General features: G+C 59.9%; 11 protein-coding genes. 5 read left to right on the top strand and 6 right to left on the bottom strand.

Annotated elements, in window-relative coordinates:
* The first annotated feature begins 315 nt into the window (after nucleotides 1-315).
* Entirely contained in the window at nucleotides 316-906 is a 591-nt protein-coding gene (locus tag ACWNZ1_RS22620; RefSeq protein WP_135847943.1) for a hypothetical protein, read from the top strand.
* A 50-nt stretch (nucleotides 907-956) separates the two neighbouring features.
* Here the strand turns inward: ACWNZ1_RS22620 and ACWNZ1_RS22625 are convergent, their stop codons facing one another.
* From ACWNZ1_RS22625 to ACWNZ1_RS22650, 6 genes are read right to left on the bottom strand one after another with little or no spacing between them, the layout of a single operon-like run.
* On the bottom strand, nucleotides 957-2,471 hold the full coding sequence (locus ACWNZ1_RS22625) for an ABC transporter substrate-binding protein (protein WP_456027896.1): 1,515 nt from the start codon (nucleotides 2,469-2,471) through the stop codon (nucleotides 957-959).
* A 29-nt stretch (nucleotides 2,472-2,500) separates the two neighbouring features.
* Nucleotides 2,501-3,472: an ABC transporter ATP-binding protein gene (locus ACWNZ1_RS22630; protein WP_456027897.1), complete on the bottom strand. Its 972-nt coding sequence runs from the start codon at nucleotides 3,470-3,472 to the stop codon at nucleotides 2,501-2,503.
* The gene (locus ACWNZ1_RS22635; protein ID WP_256454218.1) at nucleotides 3,469-4,455 is read right to left on the bottom strand and encodes an ABC transporter ATP-binding protein; all 987 of its coding nucleotides are present in this window, start codon (nucleotides 4,453-4,455) and stop codon (nucleotides 3,469-3,471) included. Before ACWNZ1_RS22635 ends, ACWNZ1_RS22630 begins: the two co-directional genes overlap by 4 nt.
* Entirely contained in the window at nucleotides 4,452-5,309 is an 858-nt protein-coding gene (locus tag ACWNZ1_RS22640) for an ABC transporter permease (RefSeq protein WP_456027898.1), read from the bottom strand. Before ACWNZ1_RS22640 ends, ACWNZ1_RS22635 begins: the two co-directional genes overlap by 4 nt.
* Nucleotides 5,306-6,253 (bottom strand): ABC transporter permease, encoded by a 948-nt coding sequence (locus ACWNZ1_RS22645; RefSeq protein WP_046063111.1) that lies wholly within the window; start codon nucleotides 6,251-6,253, stop codon nucleotides 5,306-5,308. The genes ACWNZ1_RS22640 and ACWNZ1_RS22645 overlap by 4 nt, the downstream gene beginning before the upstream one ends.
* 3 nt (nucleotides 6,254-6,256) lie before the next feature.
* Complete coding sequence (locus tag ACWNZ1_RS22650; protein WP_456027899.1) at nucleotides 6,257-7,144, bottom strand: proline iminopeptidase-family hydrolase; 888 nt, start codon at nucleotides 7,142-7,144, stop codon at nucleotides 6,257-6,259.
* A 164-nt stretch (nucleotides 7,145-7,308) separates the two neighbouring features.
* Between ACWNZ1_RS22650 and ACWNZ1_RS22655 the strand changes: the two genes are divergently transcribed.
* The 4 genes from ACWNZ1_RS22655 to ACWNZ1_RS22670 all read left to right on the top strand — a co-directional run bounded on the left by ACWNZ1_RS22655 (nucleotide 7,309) and on the right by ACWNZ1_RS22670 (nucleotide 18,728).
* On the top strand, nucleotides 7,309-8,070 hold the full coding sequence (locus ACWNZ1_RS22655) for a LuxR family transcriptional regulator (RefSeq protein WP_135843586.1): 762 nt from the start codon (nucleotides 7,309-7,311) through the stop codon (nucleotides 8,068-8,070).
* Nucleotides 8,071-8,160: 90 nt separating this feature from the next.
* Nucleotides 8,161-9,060: a proline iminopeptidase-family hydrolase gene (locus ACWNZ1_RS22660; RefSeq protein WP_135843587.1), complete on the top strand. Its 900-nt coding sequence runs from the start codon at nucleotides 8,161-8,163 to the stop codon at nucleotides 9,058-9,060.
* A 176-nt stretch (nucleotides 9,061-9,236) separates the two neighbouring features.
* Complete coding sequence (locus ACWNZ1_RS22665) at nucleotides 9,237-10,943, top strand: ShlB/FhaC/HecB family hemolysin secretion/activation protein (protein ID WP_280944665.1); 1,707 nt, start codon at nucleotides 9,237-9,239, stop codon at nucleotides 10,941-10,943.
* Nucleotides 10,944-10,967: 24 nt separating this feature from the next.
* Entirely contained in the window at nucleotides 10,968-18,728 is a 7,761-nt protein-coding gene (locus tag ACWNZ1_RS22670) for a two-partner secretion domain-containing protein (RefSeq protein ID WP_456027900.1), read from the top strand.
* Nucleotides 18,729-18,730: the final 2 nt, after the last annotated feature.

Consider the following 18,730-nt stretch of genomic DNA (forward strand, 5'->3'; position numbering starts at 1 on the left):
GGTCGGGCTTTATAGCGGTAGGTGAAATCAAGGACGTAGGTGCAGGGCTCACAGTTCGTTCAACTGATCGTTGTGACCACACGGCAATCTGGTTGCCAATACGGCGGCCCACGGCAAGCCCAGTACGCTTCTGAAGTCTTCGTATCTCTTATCAGGTTTCAACGGGCCGGATTACACCAGCCTGAATTAAGGCTAGCCCCCCTCTGCCAGATAGCTAATAGGCGCAGTATTAACGGGCGATAGGAATTATCTTTTATCGGGGGCTGGCAGATGAGGTAGATGATATGAATGGCGCCTGCCGTGACGGACCCAATAATGAACAAATGCCCGCGCAGCACGGCCTTCCATGAAGCGGGTCATGCCCTGGCCTTTTGGTGGAACGGTCAACCGATAAAACGCATCACCGTGCGGACCAAGGCCGAGGCCTGCACCGGCCCTCTGTTCGACCTGTGCGGTAATCCCCTTTACGCAGAAGGGATGGTGGAAGCGGATTATCTTGTCCCGCGTCCGGCCTTCAACGCTCCGGGGATCGCTGAATACCTGCCCTCGATGGTCGATGCCATTGAACGTGACCTGCTCCATTGCTTCGCGGGGCCGGTGGCCGAGGCGGTCTACCGGCACCGCAGGTCCGACCGGTTGATCAGGGGCAGCGGCCGGGGAGACCTGGACCGGGGGCTCGAATTGATCAGCCTGCTGCCCTCGCGCAAGCTACTTGATGCCGAATCCCAGGCCATTGCCCGTTGCAGCTGTCTGGTGCATCGCTACTGGCCGGCTGTCAGCGCCGTGGCGGGCTTTCTGCAAGAGCACGGCACGGTTGAGGGGAACGCCGTCACAGCGCTGCTGTGCGAGATGACCGGGGAGCGACCGATGTTGCTTGGCCATCAAGTGGCAAGCCTCGACTCGTGATCGAGGCGTTGCCACTGGCCCTATCCGACTCGGATGAAAGCCACTGCTCGCTAGCGCTTCACCGTTTCCTCAAGAGAGAAGCGCCCCAGTGGGTTCTGTTGGAAGTGCTCGATGTTCTTGCGCGAAATATTGATGTACGGGCTGTAGTAGAGATCGATCCAGTTGACGTCCTGCTTGGCGATCGCCTGAAGGTCGGTATACATCTGCTTGCGCTTGGTCGGGTCGACTTCTACCCGCGCGGCCGCGACCAGATCCTTGACCTTGTCGTTCTTGTAGCGGGTCATGTAGTTCATGTTGGTGTCGTGTCCCAACACGAAGGTGGTCTTCTGGTCCGGGTCGAGGATGTCGTTGGTCCAGTACATCACGGATAGATCGTAATCGCCGTCGATCAGCATTTGCCAACTCTGGGTTGGGTCGACTTTCTGCAAGGTGGCTGTGACGCCGACCGCTGCGAGCTGTTGCTGGACCAGCACGGCGATCTGCTCGTCGGCTTCATTGCCCGCATTGACCACATAGTTGAGCTTCAGGCCTGAGGCGCCTGCATCTGCCAGCATTTTCCTGGCTTTTTCGGGGTCGTACGGGCGCTGCAGATTATCGGCATTGTGATAAAGCGCGCCTTTAGGAATGTAGGAATACGCCACCTGGCCATGGCCGAACGTCACGGTATCGACCAGGGATTTTTTGTTGATCGCAAGGTCCAGGGCCTGGCGTACTTCAGGCTTGCCCAGCAATCCGTGCTCATGGTTGATCAGCAGATGATCCTCACGGGTGGAGGGATCCATGTGTACGACCAGGTTGGGATCTTTCTTCAGGGTTTCGACGCGCGAGAAGGGCACGAAGATCGCCGAATCCAGTTCCCCGGCCTGTACCTTCAACATCCGCGTATTGTCATCGGGGATGGAGATCCATTCCACGCCATCCAGGCTCACCTTGTCGGCCTGCCAGAAGTTGGGGTTCTTCTCCAGCACCACGCGATCACCGCGTAGCCATTCCTTGACGACAAAGGCGCCAGAGGCAACCGGGTCCTGGGCATAGGCTTCCTCACCCATTTTTTCCATGGCCTTTTGCGACAGGATGGAGACGTTGGGCAACGCCAGCTGCGCGAGGAAGGGGACTGAAGGGCTCGTGAGTGTCACCACCAGTGTCTGCGGGTCGGTTGCTTGGGCCTTGTCGATAATCTTGTAGGAGTCGCTCCACAGCGACCCTTTGTTGTCGCGAATGCGCAACAGACTGAACGCTGCGTCGCTGGCGGTAATCGGTGAGCCGTCGGAGAATTTGGCCGAGCGTAGTTTGAAGGTATAGGTCAGGCCATCGTCGGAAACGTGCCAGCTTTCGGCCAGCCCCGGTACCAGCTTGGTGCCGGTGTTGTCGACGCGCACCAATACGTCGTAAACATTGGAGAACACCCAGTTATCACGGTTTTGCGCGCTTTTGATCGGGTCGAACGTCGTACTTTCTTCACGGCAACCGATGGTCAGCACGCCTGCAGCCTGGGCGACACCGGCCGCCAGGGTACAAACGGTCAACGTCGCGGCGGTCAGCAACTTCAAATGTTTCGATCGCATGGTCAAACTCCCTATTGATGAATGTTTTTTTAGAGCAATGGCTCTCCGAGCACACAGCTATAACGATGTCCATTGATGTCATGGATGGGGGGCGGCGTTTTCGCGCAGATGGGTTGTGCATACCGGCAGCGCGGGTGAAAAGCGCAGCCGGATGGAAGGTTCAGGGGGCTGGGTGGCTCGCCAGGCAGGGGTTCGCTCAGCAACGATCGAGTCGGGTCGATGTGTGGAATGGACTGGATCAGCGCGACGGTATAGGGATGCCGCGGGCTGCTGAACACGGCCTCCGTGGGGCCTTGCTCGACGATCTCGCCGAGGTACATCACGGCGACCCGATCACATAGCCGCCGAACGATCGCCAGGTCGTGAGCGATGAACAGAATCGCCAGGTTCATGCGCTGCCGCAGTTCCAGCAGCAGGTTGATGATCTGTCCCTGGATGGAAACGTCCAGCGCGGCCACGCATTCATCGGCAATGATCAACCGTGGCTCGATGGCCAGTGCCCGGGCGATTCCTACACGTTGGCATTGACCGCCACTCAACGAACCCGGTTTGCGGTTGGCCAGCTCCGGCCGCAGGCCGACCAGGGTCAGCAATTCATCGACCCGATGGCGAATCAGCGATGCAGGGATCGCACATCGCACTCGCAGCACTTCAGCCAGGGTGTCGCCAATGCTCAATCGCGGATTGAGCGCGGTATAAGGATCCTGGAAAATCATCGCGGTTTCGTGGCGCAATCGCTCGATGTCGATCCGCTTGCCTTGAGCCATATCCACGCCATCGAACAGGATTTGTCCGGCGCTGACCTCAGTGAGGCGCAAGATGGCCCGACCCAGGGTGCTCTTGCCGCTGCCCGACTCACCCACCAGCCCGAGCACTTGCCCGGTGGCCAGACTCAGCGATACACCGTTGACGGCTTTCACCCATTGCCTGTTGATCCCGAACGGACCACTGCCAGGGGCGGCGAAGCGCACCTGTAGATCCTTCACTTGCAACAGGGTCATGACGAAGCTCCCACAGGCAACGGGTAATGGCAGGCGATTCGGTGTGCCTCGGCCGTGACTTGCATCTGTGGCAACAGCCGCGTGCACTGGCTGCCCTGCTGAAGGCAGCGTGGATTGAAGCGGCAACCGGTGGGCAGCGCATCCAGCAGAGGCGGCTGGCCGGCGATGGTTTTGAGCATGGCATGGCCGGCGCTGGTAGCCGGTTGGCAGTCGATCAGGGCCGCCGTATAGGGATGTCGTGGGTGAGCCAGCAGATCAAGCTTGTTGCCGTGCTCGCAGAGCCGACCGGCGTACATCACCGCGATCGAGTCACAGGTCTGGGCGACGACCCCCAGGTCGTGGGTGATCATGATGATTGACAGGCCACGTTGGTCGCGCAAATCCAGGAGCAGGCGCAGGATCTGTGCCTGTACCGTGACATCCAGGGCGGTGGTCGGCTCATCGGCGATCAGCACCTGAGGGTTGCAACCTAATGCCACGGCAATCATGGCGCGTTGACGCATGCCACCGGAAAACTCATGGGGATAACTGTCGACCCGCCGTAGCGGATCGGGAATGCCCACCTGGCGTAACACATCAATGGCCTTCGCCCGAGCTTCACGTTTGGACGCCCCCTGATGCAGGCGTATGCCCTCGCCGATCTGTTCGCCGATACGCATCAACGGGTCAAGATGACTGCCGGGATTCTGAAAAATCATCCCCAGCCGCCGACCTCGTATGCCCCGCATGCCGGCTTCATCCAGCGACAGCAGGTCCTCACCGGCAAGGCGCACGGCCTTGCCCTGGACCCGCAGGTTTGAAGAGGGTAGCAAGCGCATCAAGGCCCGGCAGGCCATCGTCTTGCCTGAGCCGCTTTCACCCACCAGACCGAGGATTTCGCCTTCGGCCAGGTCAAATGACACACGATCCACCAGCGTGACTTCGCTCTCACCGTGGCCGGCGATCACGCTGAGGTCCTCGACGTGCAACACCGGTGTGCTCATGGACGCTCTCCGAGGTGCTCGGCGACACCGTCAGCCAGCAGACTGAAGCCCATGGCCAGGGTGACGATCGCCAGTCCCGGGAAGGTGCAGATCCACCAGGCATTGGTGATAAAACTCTGGCCCTCGGCGACCATCGTGCCCCACTCGGCGGTGGGCGGCTGAACCCCCAGGCCGAGGTAGCTGACCGCCGCCCCATTGAGCAGTACCAGCACCGCGTCGGACATGGAGAACACAATCGAACCGAACATGGCATTGGGCAACAGGTGCCGAAACAGAATGCGTCCATGACCGAAGCCCAGGCTTTTCGCCGCCAAGGCGAAATCGCTTTCCTTGAGCACCAGAATCTGCGAACGGATCAGCCGTGCATAGGACACCCAACCCACCAAAGCCATCGCAATATAAAAACTGCTCAGGCCGGGGCCGAGGATGGCCATGATCGCCAACATCAGCACCAGGAAGGGGAAGGCCAGAATAATATCGATCAGGCGCATGCAGATCGTGTCGAACCGGCCACCGATGTAGCCGGCCAAGGCGCCGACGCAAGTGCCGATCAAGAACGGGAAAACCACCCCGATCACGGAAATCTGCAAGTCGATGCGCGCGCCCCAGATCACTCGGGAAAGAACGTCGCGGCCGAAATTGTCCGTGCCGAACGGATGGGCCAGGCTCGGCCCCAGCAAGCGGATATCGGTGTTCTGGGCAATCGGATCGAAGGGCGCGACCCAGGGGGCGAAGAGTGCGAGCAACAGCCAGCCAAACAGAATCGCCAGGCCCAGCACGGTGGCCAGGCGACCGTTGCGCAAGCCCAAACGCAGCGCAAGTCGCCAGGTGGGACTGAGGGCCTGGCCGCTCATCGCATGTTCACCCGCGGATCAATCATCACGGTCAGCACATCGGCGAGGAAATTGACCGTGACGGTGGCGAGGGCCAGCACCATGGCCACGCCTTGGACCACCATGTAGTCGCGGGTAAAGATGCCGCGTACCAGCAATTGGCCGATGCCGGGAATGGCAAACAGACTTTCGATGACCACCGTGCCGCTGATCAACCAGCCGATGTTCACCGCCAGCAGGTTGACCGCCGGTACCAGGGAGTTGGGCAGCACATGCCGACGAAATATCGCCCGCTCGGACAAGCCCCGGGCCCGTGCGGCGGTGGCATGATCGGCTTGTAGCTCCATGAGCATGCTGGCGCGCAGATTGCGCACCAGCACGGCGGAAAGTGCCAAGGCAATGGTCAGGCACGGCAAAACCATGTGATGCAGTTTGTCCCACCCTGTACGTCCATAGCCTGAGACCGGGAACAGCCCCAACTGCACACTGAGCAGCAGGATCAACATGATGCCTAGCCAAAACGCCGGCATGCCAAGCCCTGCCGTGGTGAACAGGCGAATCAGGTGGTCCTGCCAGCCGCCCTTGTTGCGCGCCGCCACCGTTGCCAGGGGCACGGCAATCAGCAGCGCCAGCAGTACGCTGCCGAGCACCAGGAACAAGGTTGGCTCAATGCGGGTACTGATCAGCTTCAAGGCGTCGACTTTGTAGAGCAGCGATTGGCCGAGATCGCCTTTGAACAGGTTCTTGAGAAAGTAGAAGTACTGCATCCACAAGGGCTGGTCGAGACCGTACTGGGCACGAATCCTGATCAGCGCCTCCGGCGTGCTGCGCGAGCCCAGCAGCGCCCGGGCGGGGTCCCCGGGGATTGAGCGCACGAGCACAAAGGTGATCATGCTGATGCCAAACAGCACCGGCAATAGCTGTAGCGGGCGCGACAGTATGAAACGGTAGCGCGCCAGGTTCATGGGCTAGTTCCGATGGCGGTGCAGAAAGTCCAGCAGGACTGGGAAATAGGCGTGGGGCTCTTCGTAGAACGGCATGTGGCTGCTGTTGGGGAACACATTCAGTTGTACATCCTTGAGCGCCATTTTCATGCGCATTGCACAGGCTGGCGTCAGTTCATCATGTTGACCGGTGGTGATCAGCACGGGCATTTCGAAGCTGGCCATCTGCTCGATGCGATTCCAGTCCTTGAGATTGCCGGTATAGAGAAATTCGTTGGGGCCCTGCATGGTCATGTAAGGCCCCATGTTCCAGTCGCCCAGGGAACGTGTCACCGGTGCTGGCCACTCGTCCAGACGGCAGACATGGCGATAGTTGAGCAAAGTGATGGCCGCCTGGTATTGCGGATGATCCAGGGTGCCCGAGGCTTCATGGCGCTGCATCATCGCGACGGTCTCACTGCCCAGGGCCGCCCGCAGACGCTCGAGCTCCAGAGACAGGTGAGGGATATCGCCGGCGGTATTTTCCAGGATCAGGGTTTTCAGCGATTGGGGGTGATGAATGGCGTACTCGATCGCCAGCCAGCCACCCCAGGAGTGCCCTAGCAGGTGCACTTTGCCCAGGTCGAGGGCTTGGCGGACGGTCTCTACCTCCGCCACATAACGGGTGATGTCCCACAGGGATTCGTCAGTAGGCCTGGCCGAGGCACCGGTACCCAACTGATCGAAAGCGATGACCCGCAAGCCCTTTTCCTTGAGCCAGCCGTGGCTGTCACGCAGATAATCGCAAGGCAATCCCGGGCCGCCATTGAGGCACAACAGCACCTCGTCGCCGTCGCCAAAGCCATAGGCCACCAGATGATGACCATCGACTTCCAGGTCGTACCGCTGGTCCGGCTCGATCTCTCGCCACATCATTGCTCTCCTGCCCAGGTGCCGCCCTTTGGCTAAACCTTACCGAGGAAGCTACGTGCCCATAAGCTAGCAATTCTTATAGGTTTGATCTGGCATTCCCTCGCTCAGGCGTGGCATTCTACTTGCACGATTTCAGGATTGAAATTAATAAGGGAGCCGAATGGATGCAGGCCAAGCTGTCTGACTTCAATACCCGTCTTTTGTCTGGCAGGAGCCTGGACGAGCAGATGGACAACGCCCTGGGGATGGCCCAGGCGTTAGGCTTTGAAGCCTTGGTGTACGACTACAGTCCGGTGCCACTGGATCATGATGGGGCACTGATCACCCCGACTGTGCTGAAGTTGCGCAATACCCCCCGTGATTGGCACTCGCTCTGGTGTGAAGAAGGTTATTACCAGATCGACCCCGTCCAGCATCTGGCAATCAATGCCATTTCTCCTTTTGTCTGGTCCTATCGACCGGAGGCCGACACGGTGCTGCAGCCGTTCATCGGCCAGAGTCATGCACCGGTCGTGAGCTATCTGCAGGATTCGCGCATGACCTGTGGCGTGACGGTGCCGATGCATTTGCCCAAGGGCGGCTTTGCGACATTGACCGGGCTGCGCGCCGATACGAAGGGCAGCACCCTGCAGGATGTCCGGCAAACGCTGGGCGACTTCAGCCTGATTTCCCATGCCCTGCAAGAGGCGGCTTTTCCGCTACTCGTCAAGGAAGCCCGCACATGCCCGGTTCGCCTGACCAAACGCGAGCGTGAGTGCTTGAGATTAGCCGCTGAGGGGTTGACGGCGGCGGACATTGCCAGGCAACTGAATCGCTCCTTGGCCACCATCACCCTCCACCTGACTTCTGCAATGCACAAGCTCGGCGCCAGGAATCGGGTCCAGGCCGTGGTCAGGGCAGTGCATTATCGGTTGCTCGATAGCTGAAGTCGGGCAAAAACCTATCTGTTTCTCTAGTTATTCCGCCGGCCAGTCCCCGGTATCGTGTGCCGCAGGATTCCTAGGGGGCGGCACGAAATGGATCTTCCCGTAACACACGAAGGCTTTGCGCCTTTTGGTCCGTATCAGACCTGGTATCGCATCACTGGCGATTTCAGCAGTGGCCGTACGCCGCTGCTGATCCTGCATGGCGGCCCGGGCTGTACACACGATTATGTCGATGCTTTCAAGGATATTGCCAACAGTGGCTATCCGGTGATTCATTACGACCAACTGGGTAATGGGCGTTCCACCCATCTTCCGGAAAAAGACCCCTCGTTCTGGAACGTGGCGCTTTTTCTCGATGAGTTGGGGAACCTGCTGGATCATCTGGGCATTCGCGACAATTACGCACTTTTGGGGCAATCCTGGGGCGGCATGTTGGCCAGCGAACATGCGGTGCTCCAGCCTGCGGGCTTGCGCGCGTTGATCATCGCCAACTCCCCGGCGGACATGTCCACCTGGCTCCTTGAAGTCAATCGCTTGCGCCAGCTGCTACCCATTGAGGTGCAGCAAACACTGCTCAAGCACGAGCGGGCTGGAACCTTGACGTCTACCGAGTACTTTGAGGCCGCTCGGGTTTTCTACGACCGTCATGTCTGCCGTATCACGCCCTGGCCCGACGAAGTCGCCCGTACCTTTGCCCAGATCGATGCCGATCCTACCGTTTATCACGCCATGAATGGCCCCACCGAGTTCCATGTGATCGGCAGCATGAAGGACTGGTCCATCACCGATCGCTTGCCTCGCGTCAGGGTGCCGACCCTGTTGATTTCAGGCCGATACGATGAAGCGACGCCGTTGGTGGTCAAGCCCTATGTGGATCATGTTCCCGACATTCGCTGGGCGTTGTTCGAACACTCCAGCCATATGCCCCATATCGAGGAGCGGATGGCTTGCATGGGAACTGTGGTGAGTTTCCTGGATGAGTGTTTGTAGGCGTCTGCGCAATCCGAGCAGTCGTTTTGTGTTGTGTTTTTCGACGCGTCCTGTGAGACGCGTCTCTTTTTTGAGTGGAAAATTCCCGCTCTCTTGAACCGAAAGCGATATGCAGGGTCTGGTGTGCGCGCATTGCTGTGCATGCCTGCTGTCATTTCTGTATCGAGGGATCGAACATGTCCGTATTCGCCTTAGGGACGAGGCTAGTCGTTGCGTCGCTGTGTTTTCTAGCGATGAACATTGCCGTCGCCGCGCCAACCCCCGGCGACACGGACCTGATCCGTGAACGGCAGGACCGTCTGCTCCAAGAGCAGCGCCGACGCCTTGAAGAACTCAAGGACCTGCCTGGCAAGGAGGCGAAGCCGGCCCAGCCCACGGCACCTGCCGATACCCGTTGTTTCCCGATCAAGACCATCGAACTCAAGGGCGCCGACGCCCTGTCCGAAGGCGAGCGCCAGCGCCTGCTCAAGCCCTTCCTCAACCAATGCCTGGGCGTGCCGCAGCTTAACCAGTTGCTCAAGGTCATCACCGATTACTACCTGGAAAAAGGCCTGGTCACCAGTCGCGCCTACTTGCCGCAACAGGACCTGTCCAGCGGTCACCTGCAAGTGCTGGTGGTCGAGGGGCGCCTGGAAGGCCTGAAAGGTGCCGAGAACAGTAAGCTGTCGGAGCGCGAGTTGGCGATGGCGTTTCCCGGCAAAACCGGCGAACTGCTCAACCTGCGGGAGATGGAGCAGATGGTCGATCAGCTGAACCGTTTGCCGTCCAACCGTGCACAAATGGAACTGACGCCGGGGCAGAACATCGGTGGCAGCCAGGTGCTGGTCAATAACACCGCGCAGAAACCTTGGCGCGCCGGCCTGTCACGGCATAACGACGGGCAGAAAAGCACCGGCGAACAGCAATGGGGCGCCTCCCTGGACTGGGACAGCCCCCTGGGCCTGGCCGATCAACTGGCCTTGCGCGGCGGCCACGATGCCGTCAGCGATCACCAGAAAACCTCACGCAACGGCATGCTCTATTACAACCTGCCGTTTGGCTGGTGGAACCTGAGCTACACCTACAGCCAGAGTGAATACCGCGCCCTGGGCCAGGCCAACGGCTTCAATTTCAAGCAGAGCGGCGACAGCCAGAACCATCAGGTGCGCCTGGAACGGGTGATCCATCGCGACGCCGTGAGCAAGACCTCGCTCAACACCGGCCTGGCGTACCTGCGCACCAACAACTTCATCGAAGACAGCAAACTCGCCGAGAGCAGCAATCGCATCAGCGAAGCGCAGTTCGGTATCAACCATGGACGACGGGTCGGCAACGCATTCATCAACCTCGACCTGGGCCTGCAACAAGGTATCGGCGCCCTCGATGCCCAGGGCGATCACGAGCCGGGGCCTGGGCTGCCGGATGCGCGCTATCGCAAATACACAGCCACCCTCAGCTACCTGCAACCGTTCCAGGTGTGGGGCGAATCGTTCAGCTTCAGCAGCCTGATGACCGGCCAGCGCAGTGAGGACGTGTTGTTCAGCCCGCAGCGCATGAGCCTGGGGGGCCTGTCGTCGATTCGTGGCTACAAGGACCAGACACTGTCCGGCGACAGCGGCGGCTACTGGCGCAACGACCTGCGCTGGAGCCGGCCGGTGACCCTGGAGTGGCTGCGCCCGGTGTTCGCCGAATACGGCACCAGCCTCGGTTATGACCAGGGCGTGATTCGCGGCAATCGCTACAACGGCGATGAGCACGGGCGCATGTCGAGCAACTCGCTGGAGTTGTTCGCCCGCGGCGAGCACCTGAGCGCCAGCGTGACCTTCGCCCACTCCCTGGAACGTCCGGATGCCCTGACCGAGCGCGAAGCGCCGATCTACTTCCGCGTGGATGTATCTATCTAATTTTTGCTGTAACGAGACCTGATCATGGACGACCGCCAATACGCCTTCCTGGCCCGCCAGCCTTCTGCTGCCCTGCAAACCCGCAACGCCTTCTGGGGCATGCCCAAGCGCGGCCTGGCATTCCTGCTGGCCAACGTCATGTTCTGGCAGCCGCTGTGGGCCCAGGCGGACGGAATCGTGGTCAGCGCGCCGGGTACCAGTCTGGGTAAGGCCGGCAACGGCGTACCGGTGGTCAACATCGCCAAGCCCAACGGCAGCGGCTTGTCCCATAACCAGTTCAAGGACTACAACGTCGGCAGCAACGGCGTGATCCTCAACAACGCCACCAACCCCGCCCAAGCCACGCAACTGGGCGGGATCATCCTTGGCAACCCGAACCTCAAGGGCACGGCCGCCAGGGTCATCCTCAACGAAGTCAACGGCGGCAACCCCAGCCAGCTGCGCGGCTACACCGAAGTGGCGGGGCAGTCGGCCCACGTCATCGTCGCCAACCCCTATGGCATCACCTGCAATGGCTGCGGGTTCATCAACACCCCGAAGGCGACCCTGACCACGGGTAAGCCGATCATCGAAAACGGCCAGGTGAACCGCTATCAAGTGGATCAGGGCAGCGTCACCATTGAGGGCGCGGGCCTTAACGCCAACAACGTCGACCGCTTCGAAATCATCACCCGCAGCGCCAAGATCAACGCCGAGATTCAGGCCAAGAACCTGACCATCGTCGCCGGGCGCAACGACGTTAACGCCGGCACCCTGAATGCCACCGCCCGCGCCGACGACGGCAGCGCCAAGCCGGAACTGGCTATCGATTCTTCGGCGTTGGGTGGCATGTACGCCGGCGCGATCAAGCTGGTGGGTACCGAGGCCGGGGTTGGGGTGAAGCTGGACGGCAAGATGGTCGCCAGTGGGGGGGATATTCAGCTTGATGCCAATGGGCATTTGAGCATGGCCGAGACGGCCGCCGCCGGTGCCGTCAACATCCAGGCCAACAGCCTGGAAACCCGTGGCCAGGTGTACGCTGGTAGCCGCTTGGACGTTAAGACCCAGGGCGACCTGACCAGCCAGAACAACCTGGTGGCCCGCGACAGCGTTCACCTGGACAGCGGTGGCACGCTGAGCAACAACGGCATCATCGAAGCTGGGGTCAACGCCGATAACAGCCGCAACACCACAGGTGATGTCACCCTCTCTGCCAAGCAGTTGAACAACGCCGGAAAAACCGTCATCGCCAGTCGCGACCTGAACGTCACGACCAGCGCAGAGCTGAACAACCAGGGCGGCACCCTCAGTGGGCAGGGCAAGACCACCGTCACCGGCAACGCTGTGGATAACCGCAACAAAGGCCGAATTCTCGGCGGCACCGAATTGCACCTGGCCGCCAATCAAGTCCTGAACAGCCAGGGCGGCCTGATCAATAGCCAGGGCCTGCTGACGGGCAACCTGGGCCATCTGGAAAATAATGCGGGTGAACTGTCGAGCCTGAACAGCGCGACGCTGATCCTCGGCAGCCTGGACAACCTGACCGGCCTGGTCATGGCTGGCAAAAACCTCGACATCACCAACACCGGCGCGATCAAAAACCAGGGCGGCGAGCTATCCAGCCAAGGCGTCATGACCGTGCGCACCGCCAGCCTGGACAACAGCAACAAAGGCACCGTCGCCGCCAATGGCAAGCTGCTGGTCAGCGCGACTGGCGCGGTGAACAACGCCGACAAAGGCCTGATCGCCAGCCGTACTGGCGAGGTTGAGTTCGATGCTGCCAGTCTGAATAACGCCAAAGGCACGCTGCAAGGCAAAGGCTTGGTCACCGTGGATGTCGCGGGCGATATCGATAACCAGGGCGGCAGCATCATCGCCCAGGACGCCAACCTGAGTGTCTTCGCCACCAATCTGGACAACCGTGGTGGCGTGCTCTCCAGCGTCAAGGCCGCGTTGGAGGCGCGCACCACCGGCGTGCTGAAAAATGGCTATGACGTGAATCGTCAGGGCGGCACGATCCAGGCCCAAGGACTGAACATCCAAGCCTTGGCGGGGCTGTTCAACGACGGCGGGCGCCTGGCCGCGCAAGCGGGCGATATCGTGATCAGCAACGCGGGTGCGGATATCAACAACCGCAGCGGCGGGATGTACGCCACGGGCAAGGTCCAGGTCATTGGCCGGGACATGGACAACAGTGGCGGCGGGCAGATCAGCGCCAGTCGCATCGACTTTGACCTTTCGGGCGCGCTGAACAACAACGCCGGCATTATCGAAAGCCAGGACAGCCTGGATATTCTTGCGGCCAGCCTGAGCAACCAGAAAGGCCAACTGCGCACCCTGGGCAAGAACAGCACCACGGCGTTCAACATCGGTGGTCTGTTCGATAACAGCGACGGCACCCTCGAAACCGCCAGTAATGATGTGGGCTTCGACACCGGCAGCGTCCAGAACGTGGGTGGCAAGCTGCTGCACACCGGCCTGGGACTGTTTGGTATCAGCCAGGCCAACCTGGGGCAGGCCGGCGGTCAGCTGGTGACCTACGGCAACCTGACGGTGACGGCTGATCGCTGGACCAACAACACGGCGATCCAGGCCGGGCACCTGGTCGTGAATGTCGACCAGTTGACCCAGACCGCCACCGGCCAACTGCTCAGTACCGACAGCATGTTGGGCCGCGGCAGCAACTGGCGCGTCGACGGCCTGATCGGCAGCGATGGGGCGACCGACCTGCAACTGACCGGCGCCTATACAGGCAACGGTCGCTTGAGCAGTCTCGGGACCTTGGGCCTGAAGGCCGCGCTGATCAATCTGGAGCAAAACGGCAGTATCGCTGGCGGTGGCAACACAACCGTCGTGGTCGATGGTGTCCTCAACAGCTACGGTCGGCTGACCTCGGCGGCGGACCTGAGCGTCACGGCCGCCACGATCAACAACTACGGCACGTTGGGCAGTGCCGGCGCGCTCGGCGTATCGACCGGCGACCTGCTCAACGAGCACGGATTGATCTTCAGCGGCGGCAATACCAGCCTGCGCATCAACAGCCTGACCAACCGCTATGCCGATATCTACAGCCTGGGTGATCTGAGCATCGATCGCGACGGCCTCGGCACCCGTGCCAGCCGCATCCTCAACAGCTCTGGCACGCTGCAAAGCGACGGCAACATGCGCCTGGCGGCCAGCACCATCGACAACGTCCGCGAGGTCTTGGCCACCCACGATGCTGGCATCTACACCGCCTCGATCAGGGAAGTGGCCTGCATCGAAGGGGTCAACGCCGGTGATTGCAGCGGTGGCAAGGAAAACCACGTCTGGCAGATCGTCCAGCGCGACAAGTTCGAAGTTACCGCGGCCAGCGCCGCCTCCAGCATCACCACCGGCGGCAACCTGAATATCCAGGGCGACACCCTGACCAACCGGAGCAGCAGCATCGGCGTCGGCGGTGCATTGACCGCCAACCTCGTCAGCCTGAACAACATCGGCATCGAGACCGGCGAGATTGAAACCTCGCGCACCTTCAGGTCCCAACGCACGCGCCGCCCGGGTAGCTGGCGCGCAGACGCCAATAACTTCACCAACAAATACTGGTTGCAGAGCCCAGGCTACAACGCCAATGACCTGAGCGGTCTTGAAGCGGCGATGAGCCATTTTATCGGCAGAACCGAACGTGAGCTGACGCAGTTCCGTACTCAGACAACCACCACCGACAGCCAAACCTATGCCGCAATTATTCAGGCCGGTGGCACCGTCGACATTCCAACCCAGGGCGACCTCAACAGCGGCGTCGTGCGAGGCGGCTACAACTACGTCGGCGCTGGCCCACGTACCGACACCCAGGCCGACAACGCCTTCTCGACCCGCATCAGCGTCAATCGGCAGCTACCCCCGAGCCTGACCCAGCAACAAGTCGATCCGCTGTCCTTGCCGGGGTTTGACTTGCCCACCGGGCAAAACGGCCTGTTCCGCATGAGCGGCGACGGCTCCACCACGCCGACCCAGAGCACGGGCCTGACGCAAGTGCGTGGCCTGCCGGACCGCTCGTTCCAGGCCAACCCGCAAAAGTACTTGATCGAGACCAACCCGGCGCTGACCGACATGCGCCGGTTCATGAGCTCGGACTACCTGCTGACAAACCTGGGCTACGACCCGGACACCGCCGCCAAGCGCCTGGGCGACGGCTTCTACGAACAACGCCTGATCCAACAGGCGGTGATCGCCCGTACGGGCCAACGCTTCCTCGACGGCCAGAACTCCGACGACGGCATGTTCAAGTACCTGATGAACAACGCCATCGCCAGCAAGGACAGTCTCAACCTGTCCCTGGGCGTCAGCCTGACCGCCGAACAGGTTGCGGCCCTGACCCATGACATCGTCTGGATGGAAAACCGGACGGTGAATAATCAACAGGTGCTGGTGCCGGTGCTTTATCTGGCCCAGGCCAATAATCGCCTGGCGCCGAATGGTGCGCTGATTCAGGGCTCAGACGTCAGCCTGATTGCGGGTAAGAACCTGAACAATGCGGGCACCTTGCGTGCGTCCAGCAACCTGAGGGCGACGGCGGGCGACAGCTTGGTCAACAGTGGGTTGATGGAAGCGGGTGGTCGGCTGGATGCGTTGGCGAGTAATAACCTGACTAACAGGGCGGGTGGGGTTATTGCTGGGCGGGATGTCAGTGTTGTTGCTCTGACTGGCGACGTGACTAACGAGCGTACCGTTACCACCCACGAAAGCGACAGCGGCTACCGCAGCGAACGCACCGACTTCATCGACAGCGCCGCTCGTATCGAAGCCGGCAACAACCTGACCATCAGCGCAGGGCGTGACATCAACAGCGTCGGCGGCGTGCTGAAAAGTGGCGCCGACACCACCCTAAACGCCACGCGCGATGTCAATCTCATCGCGGCCGAACGCATCACCAGCGGCACTCGCGGCAGGCATCGCGACCAAGACATCAAGCAATACGGCTCCAGCCTCGACAGCGGCCGCGACCTGACCGTCAACGCTGGTCGCAACCTCACCGTTGTCGGCACTCAGATCGATGCCAAGCGCGACGTTGCCATGGCTGCTCAAGGAAACTTGACCTTCGCCTCGGCGGCGGATGAGCAGCATTCCTACAGCAAGAGCAAGAAGGTCACCCGCCAAGAGGACCACGTCAGTCAGGTGGCCTCGACGGTTAATGCGGGGCGCAACGTTGTAATGAGCGCCGGGCAGGATTTGGCGATGATCGCCAGCAAGGTCAACGCTGCAAACCAGGCCTACTTCGTGGCGGGTGGCAAGCTTGAGCTGCTGGCTGCGCAGAACCGCGACTATTCGCTGTATGACATGAAGAAGAAAGGTGGTTGGGGCAGCTTGAAGATGCGGCGCGATGAGGTGACACAAATTACCCATATCGGCAGCCAGATCCAGACGGGAGGCGACCTGACGCTCAGGAGTGGCGGCGACCAGCGCTACCAAGTCGCCAAGCTGCAAAGCGGAAAGGACCTGATACTGGAAAGTGGCGGCGCCATCGTTTTCGAAGGCGTGAAGGACCTGCACGACGAAAGCCATACCAAGACCAATAACAATGCGTTCTGGAACTCCGCAAAGGGCAAGGGTAATACCGACGAAACCTTACGCCAGACGCAGATGGCGGCGGCGGGCAATATCACCATCAAGGCAGTCGAAGGCCTGAAGATCGATATCAAGCATGTCGATCAGAAAACGGTTAGTCAGACCATTGATGCGATGGTAAAAGCCGATCCGCAACTGGCTTGGATCAAGGAAGCCGAGCAGCGCGGTGACGTGGACTGGCGGCAAGTAAAGGAGATCCATGAGTCCTTCAAGTACAACACGTCGGGCTTGGGGCCGGCTTCACAACTGATCATTGCCATTGCCCTCGCGGCCGTAATGGGCCCGATGATGGCTGGCATGAATACCATGCTTCAGGCGGGAGCCCTCAGTGTCGCGACCAAGGCGACGGTCAGCACCATCGATAACCGAGGCAATCTCGGCGCAATTGCCAAGGATGTAACTTCCAAGGACAGCCTGAAAGGATACGCCGTCTCGATGGCCACGGCGGGGGTTACGCAAGGGCTTGGTTATGAGGCCGGCAACGTTGGGTTTAATGCCGAGAGCGCGAAGACGGTGGCTATGAAAGTGGCCGCGGATGCTGCGATAAAAACAGCTGTGTACGGAGGAAGCTTCAAGGATAACTTCGCGAATTCATTGGTTGGAACGGCGGCAAGCATTGGGGGCGCATACGGCGCTGGCAAAATAGGTGACCTACCGCTAACCGAAGGTAGCCTAGAGAAAGTTCTCCTTCATTCGGCCTTGGGCGGGTTGATGGCAGAGGTCATGGGAGGAGATTTCCGCACAGGGGCGATAGCGGGTGGGGCAAACGAGGTTCTGATTGGTTTGCTGGGGGATACGCTACTGCCCTCGCATCTGGAACCCGGTACGGCTGAATACATTCGGGCCCAGGAAAATCTGGTCGCACTTTCGAAGGTTGTCGGCGTACTGGGGGCTGCCGCCTCGAATGGGGATCTCGAAGTTGCCGCGCAAGTGGCTGAAAATGGTACGCGTTACAACTTCCTCGGAGACCACTCCAAAGCGGAGCGAGACAGAGTTCTCAAGGAGTATGAAGAAACCAAGAGCCTGGACGCCGCCCAAAAAATGATGGTGCTCCAAGGCTCGGACCAACGTAGTGATGCGTTGTTGGCGCGTTTTCATACCGACCCCGCGTCGCTTTCTCCGTCAGAAAAAACAGAGTTGGGCGCTTATCTTCAGGTGTTTGGCTATGAGCAAAGCAAGGAACACGGGGTTGAGGCTGCTCGCACCAGCATCAACAATCTGCTTGAAAACGGACCGGATCCTTATCGAGACTACCCGTATGCGGGCGGTACTACCCAGGAGCGAATTGCCTACGCCGACGGCCTGAGAGCTCAGGATGGCGTGTCGGTTGCCAACATATTTTGGTCCAGGGACCAGAGCGCCAGCGAAATGCTATACCGCGATGCTCAAGGCTACCTGCGCATCAATGGTGAAATGCAGGCAATGAGCGACGTGGGGTCACCAGCTCTTTATTTTCTGACGGGTAACCTCGGCACTACGATTCGAGTCGCTGCTGCGGCCAATGGTGTACTCCAGGCAGGCCACGGTGCGGGCCAAGTCTACGACGGTGATACATGGAATGGCATCGGCAATATCGTGGTCGGAGCCATGAATGCGGCGAGCCTTGGGATTCCAAAGGTAGGATTCTCGGGACGGGGCAGTACGAGCATCGGTGCAAAAGATACAGTTAGTGCCGTAGATGATTTTACAAACGTGCCCAAAGCTTCAGGCGACCCTGTAGTAGTGCGCAGCGACAATGATTTTTCTTTGCCTGTAGGGATCAATGGAAAGCCAAAAGCATACATCACTGAGGATGGCGATTTGGTACCCCCTAACCTTGAGGGGACAGGCAGCATTCAAACACATGTGCGCGGCGGTGGTTCTGAAAACTCTCCGTACATCTCTGTAACCGATCCGAGTGTATCATTGAGCCCTAAAGACTACGGCACTCAAAAAATAGAAATCGATGTGAAGCGATTGCGGGAGGATATCGATTCTGGAGTATTGCCAGACACCAAATTTTTGAGCAATCGTGAGGTCGCCGCTGAGCTGCAGGCTAGGGTGAATGCCGCACGGGACAAATACACGAACAACCCCTCCCCAAAAAATGAGACTTCATTGAGTAGGGCAGAAGCAGACTTGGTAAACGTAATGCGTGATGGCGAGTGCTTGATCAAGGGCTGTGTACCGGCCGGCTATATTAAATTTATCCAGAAATAGGA

This window comes from Pseudomonas sp. CFBP 5748 (assembly GCF_053850495.1).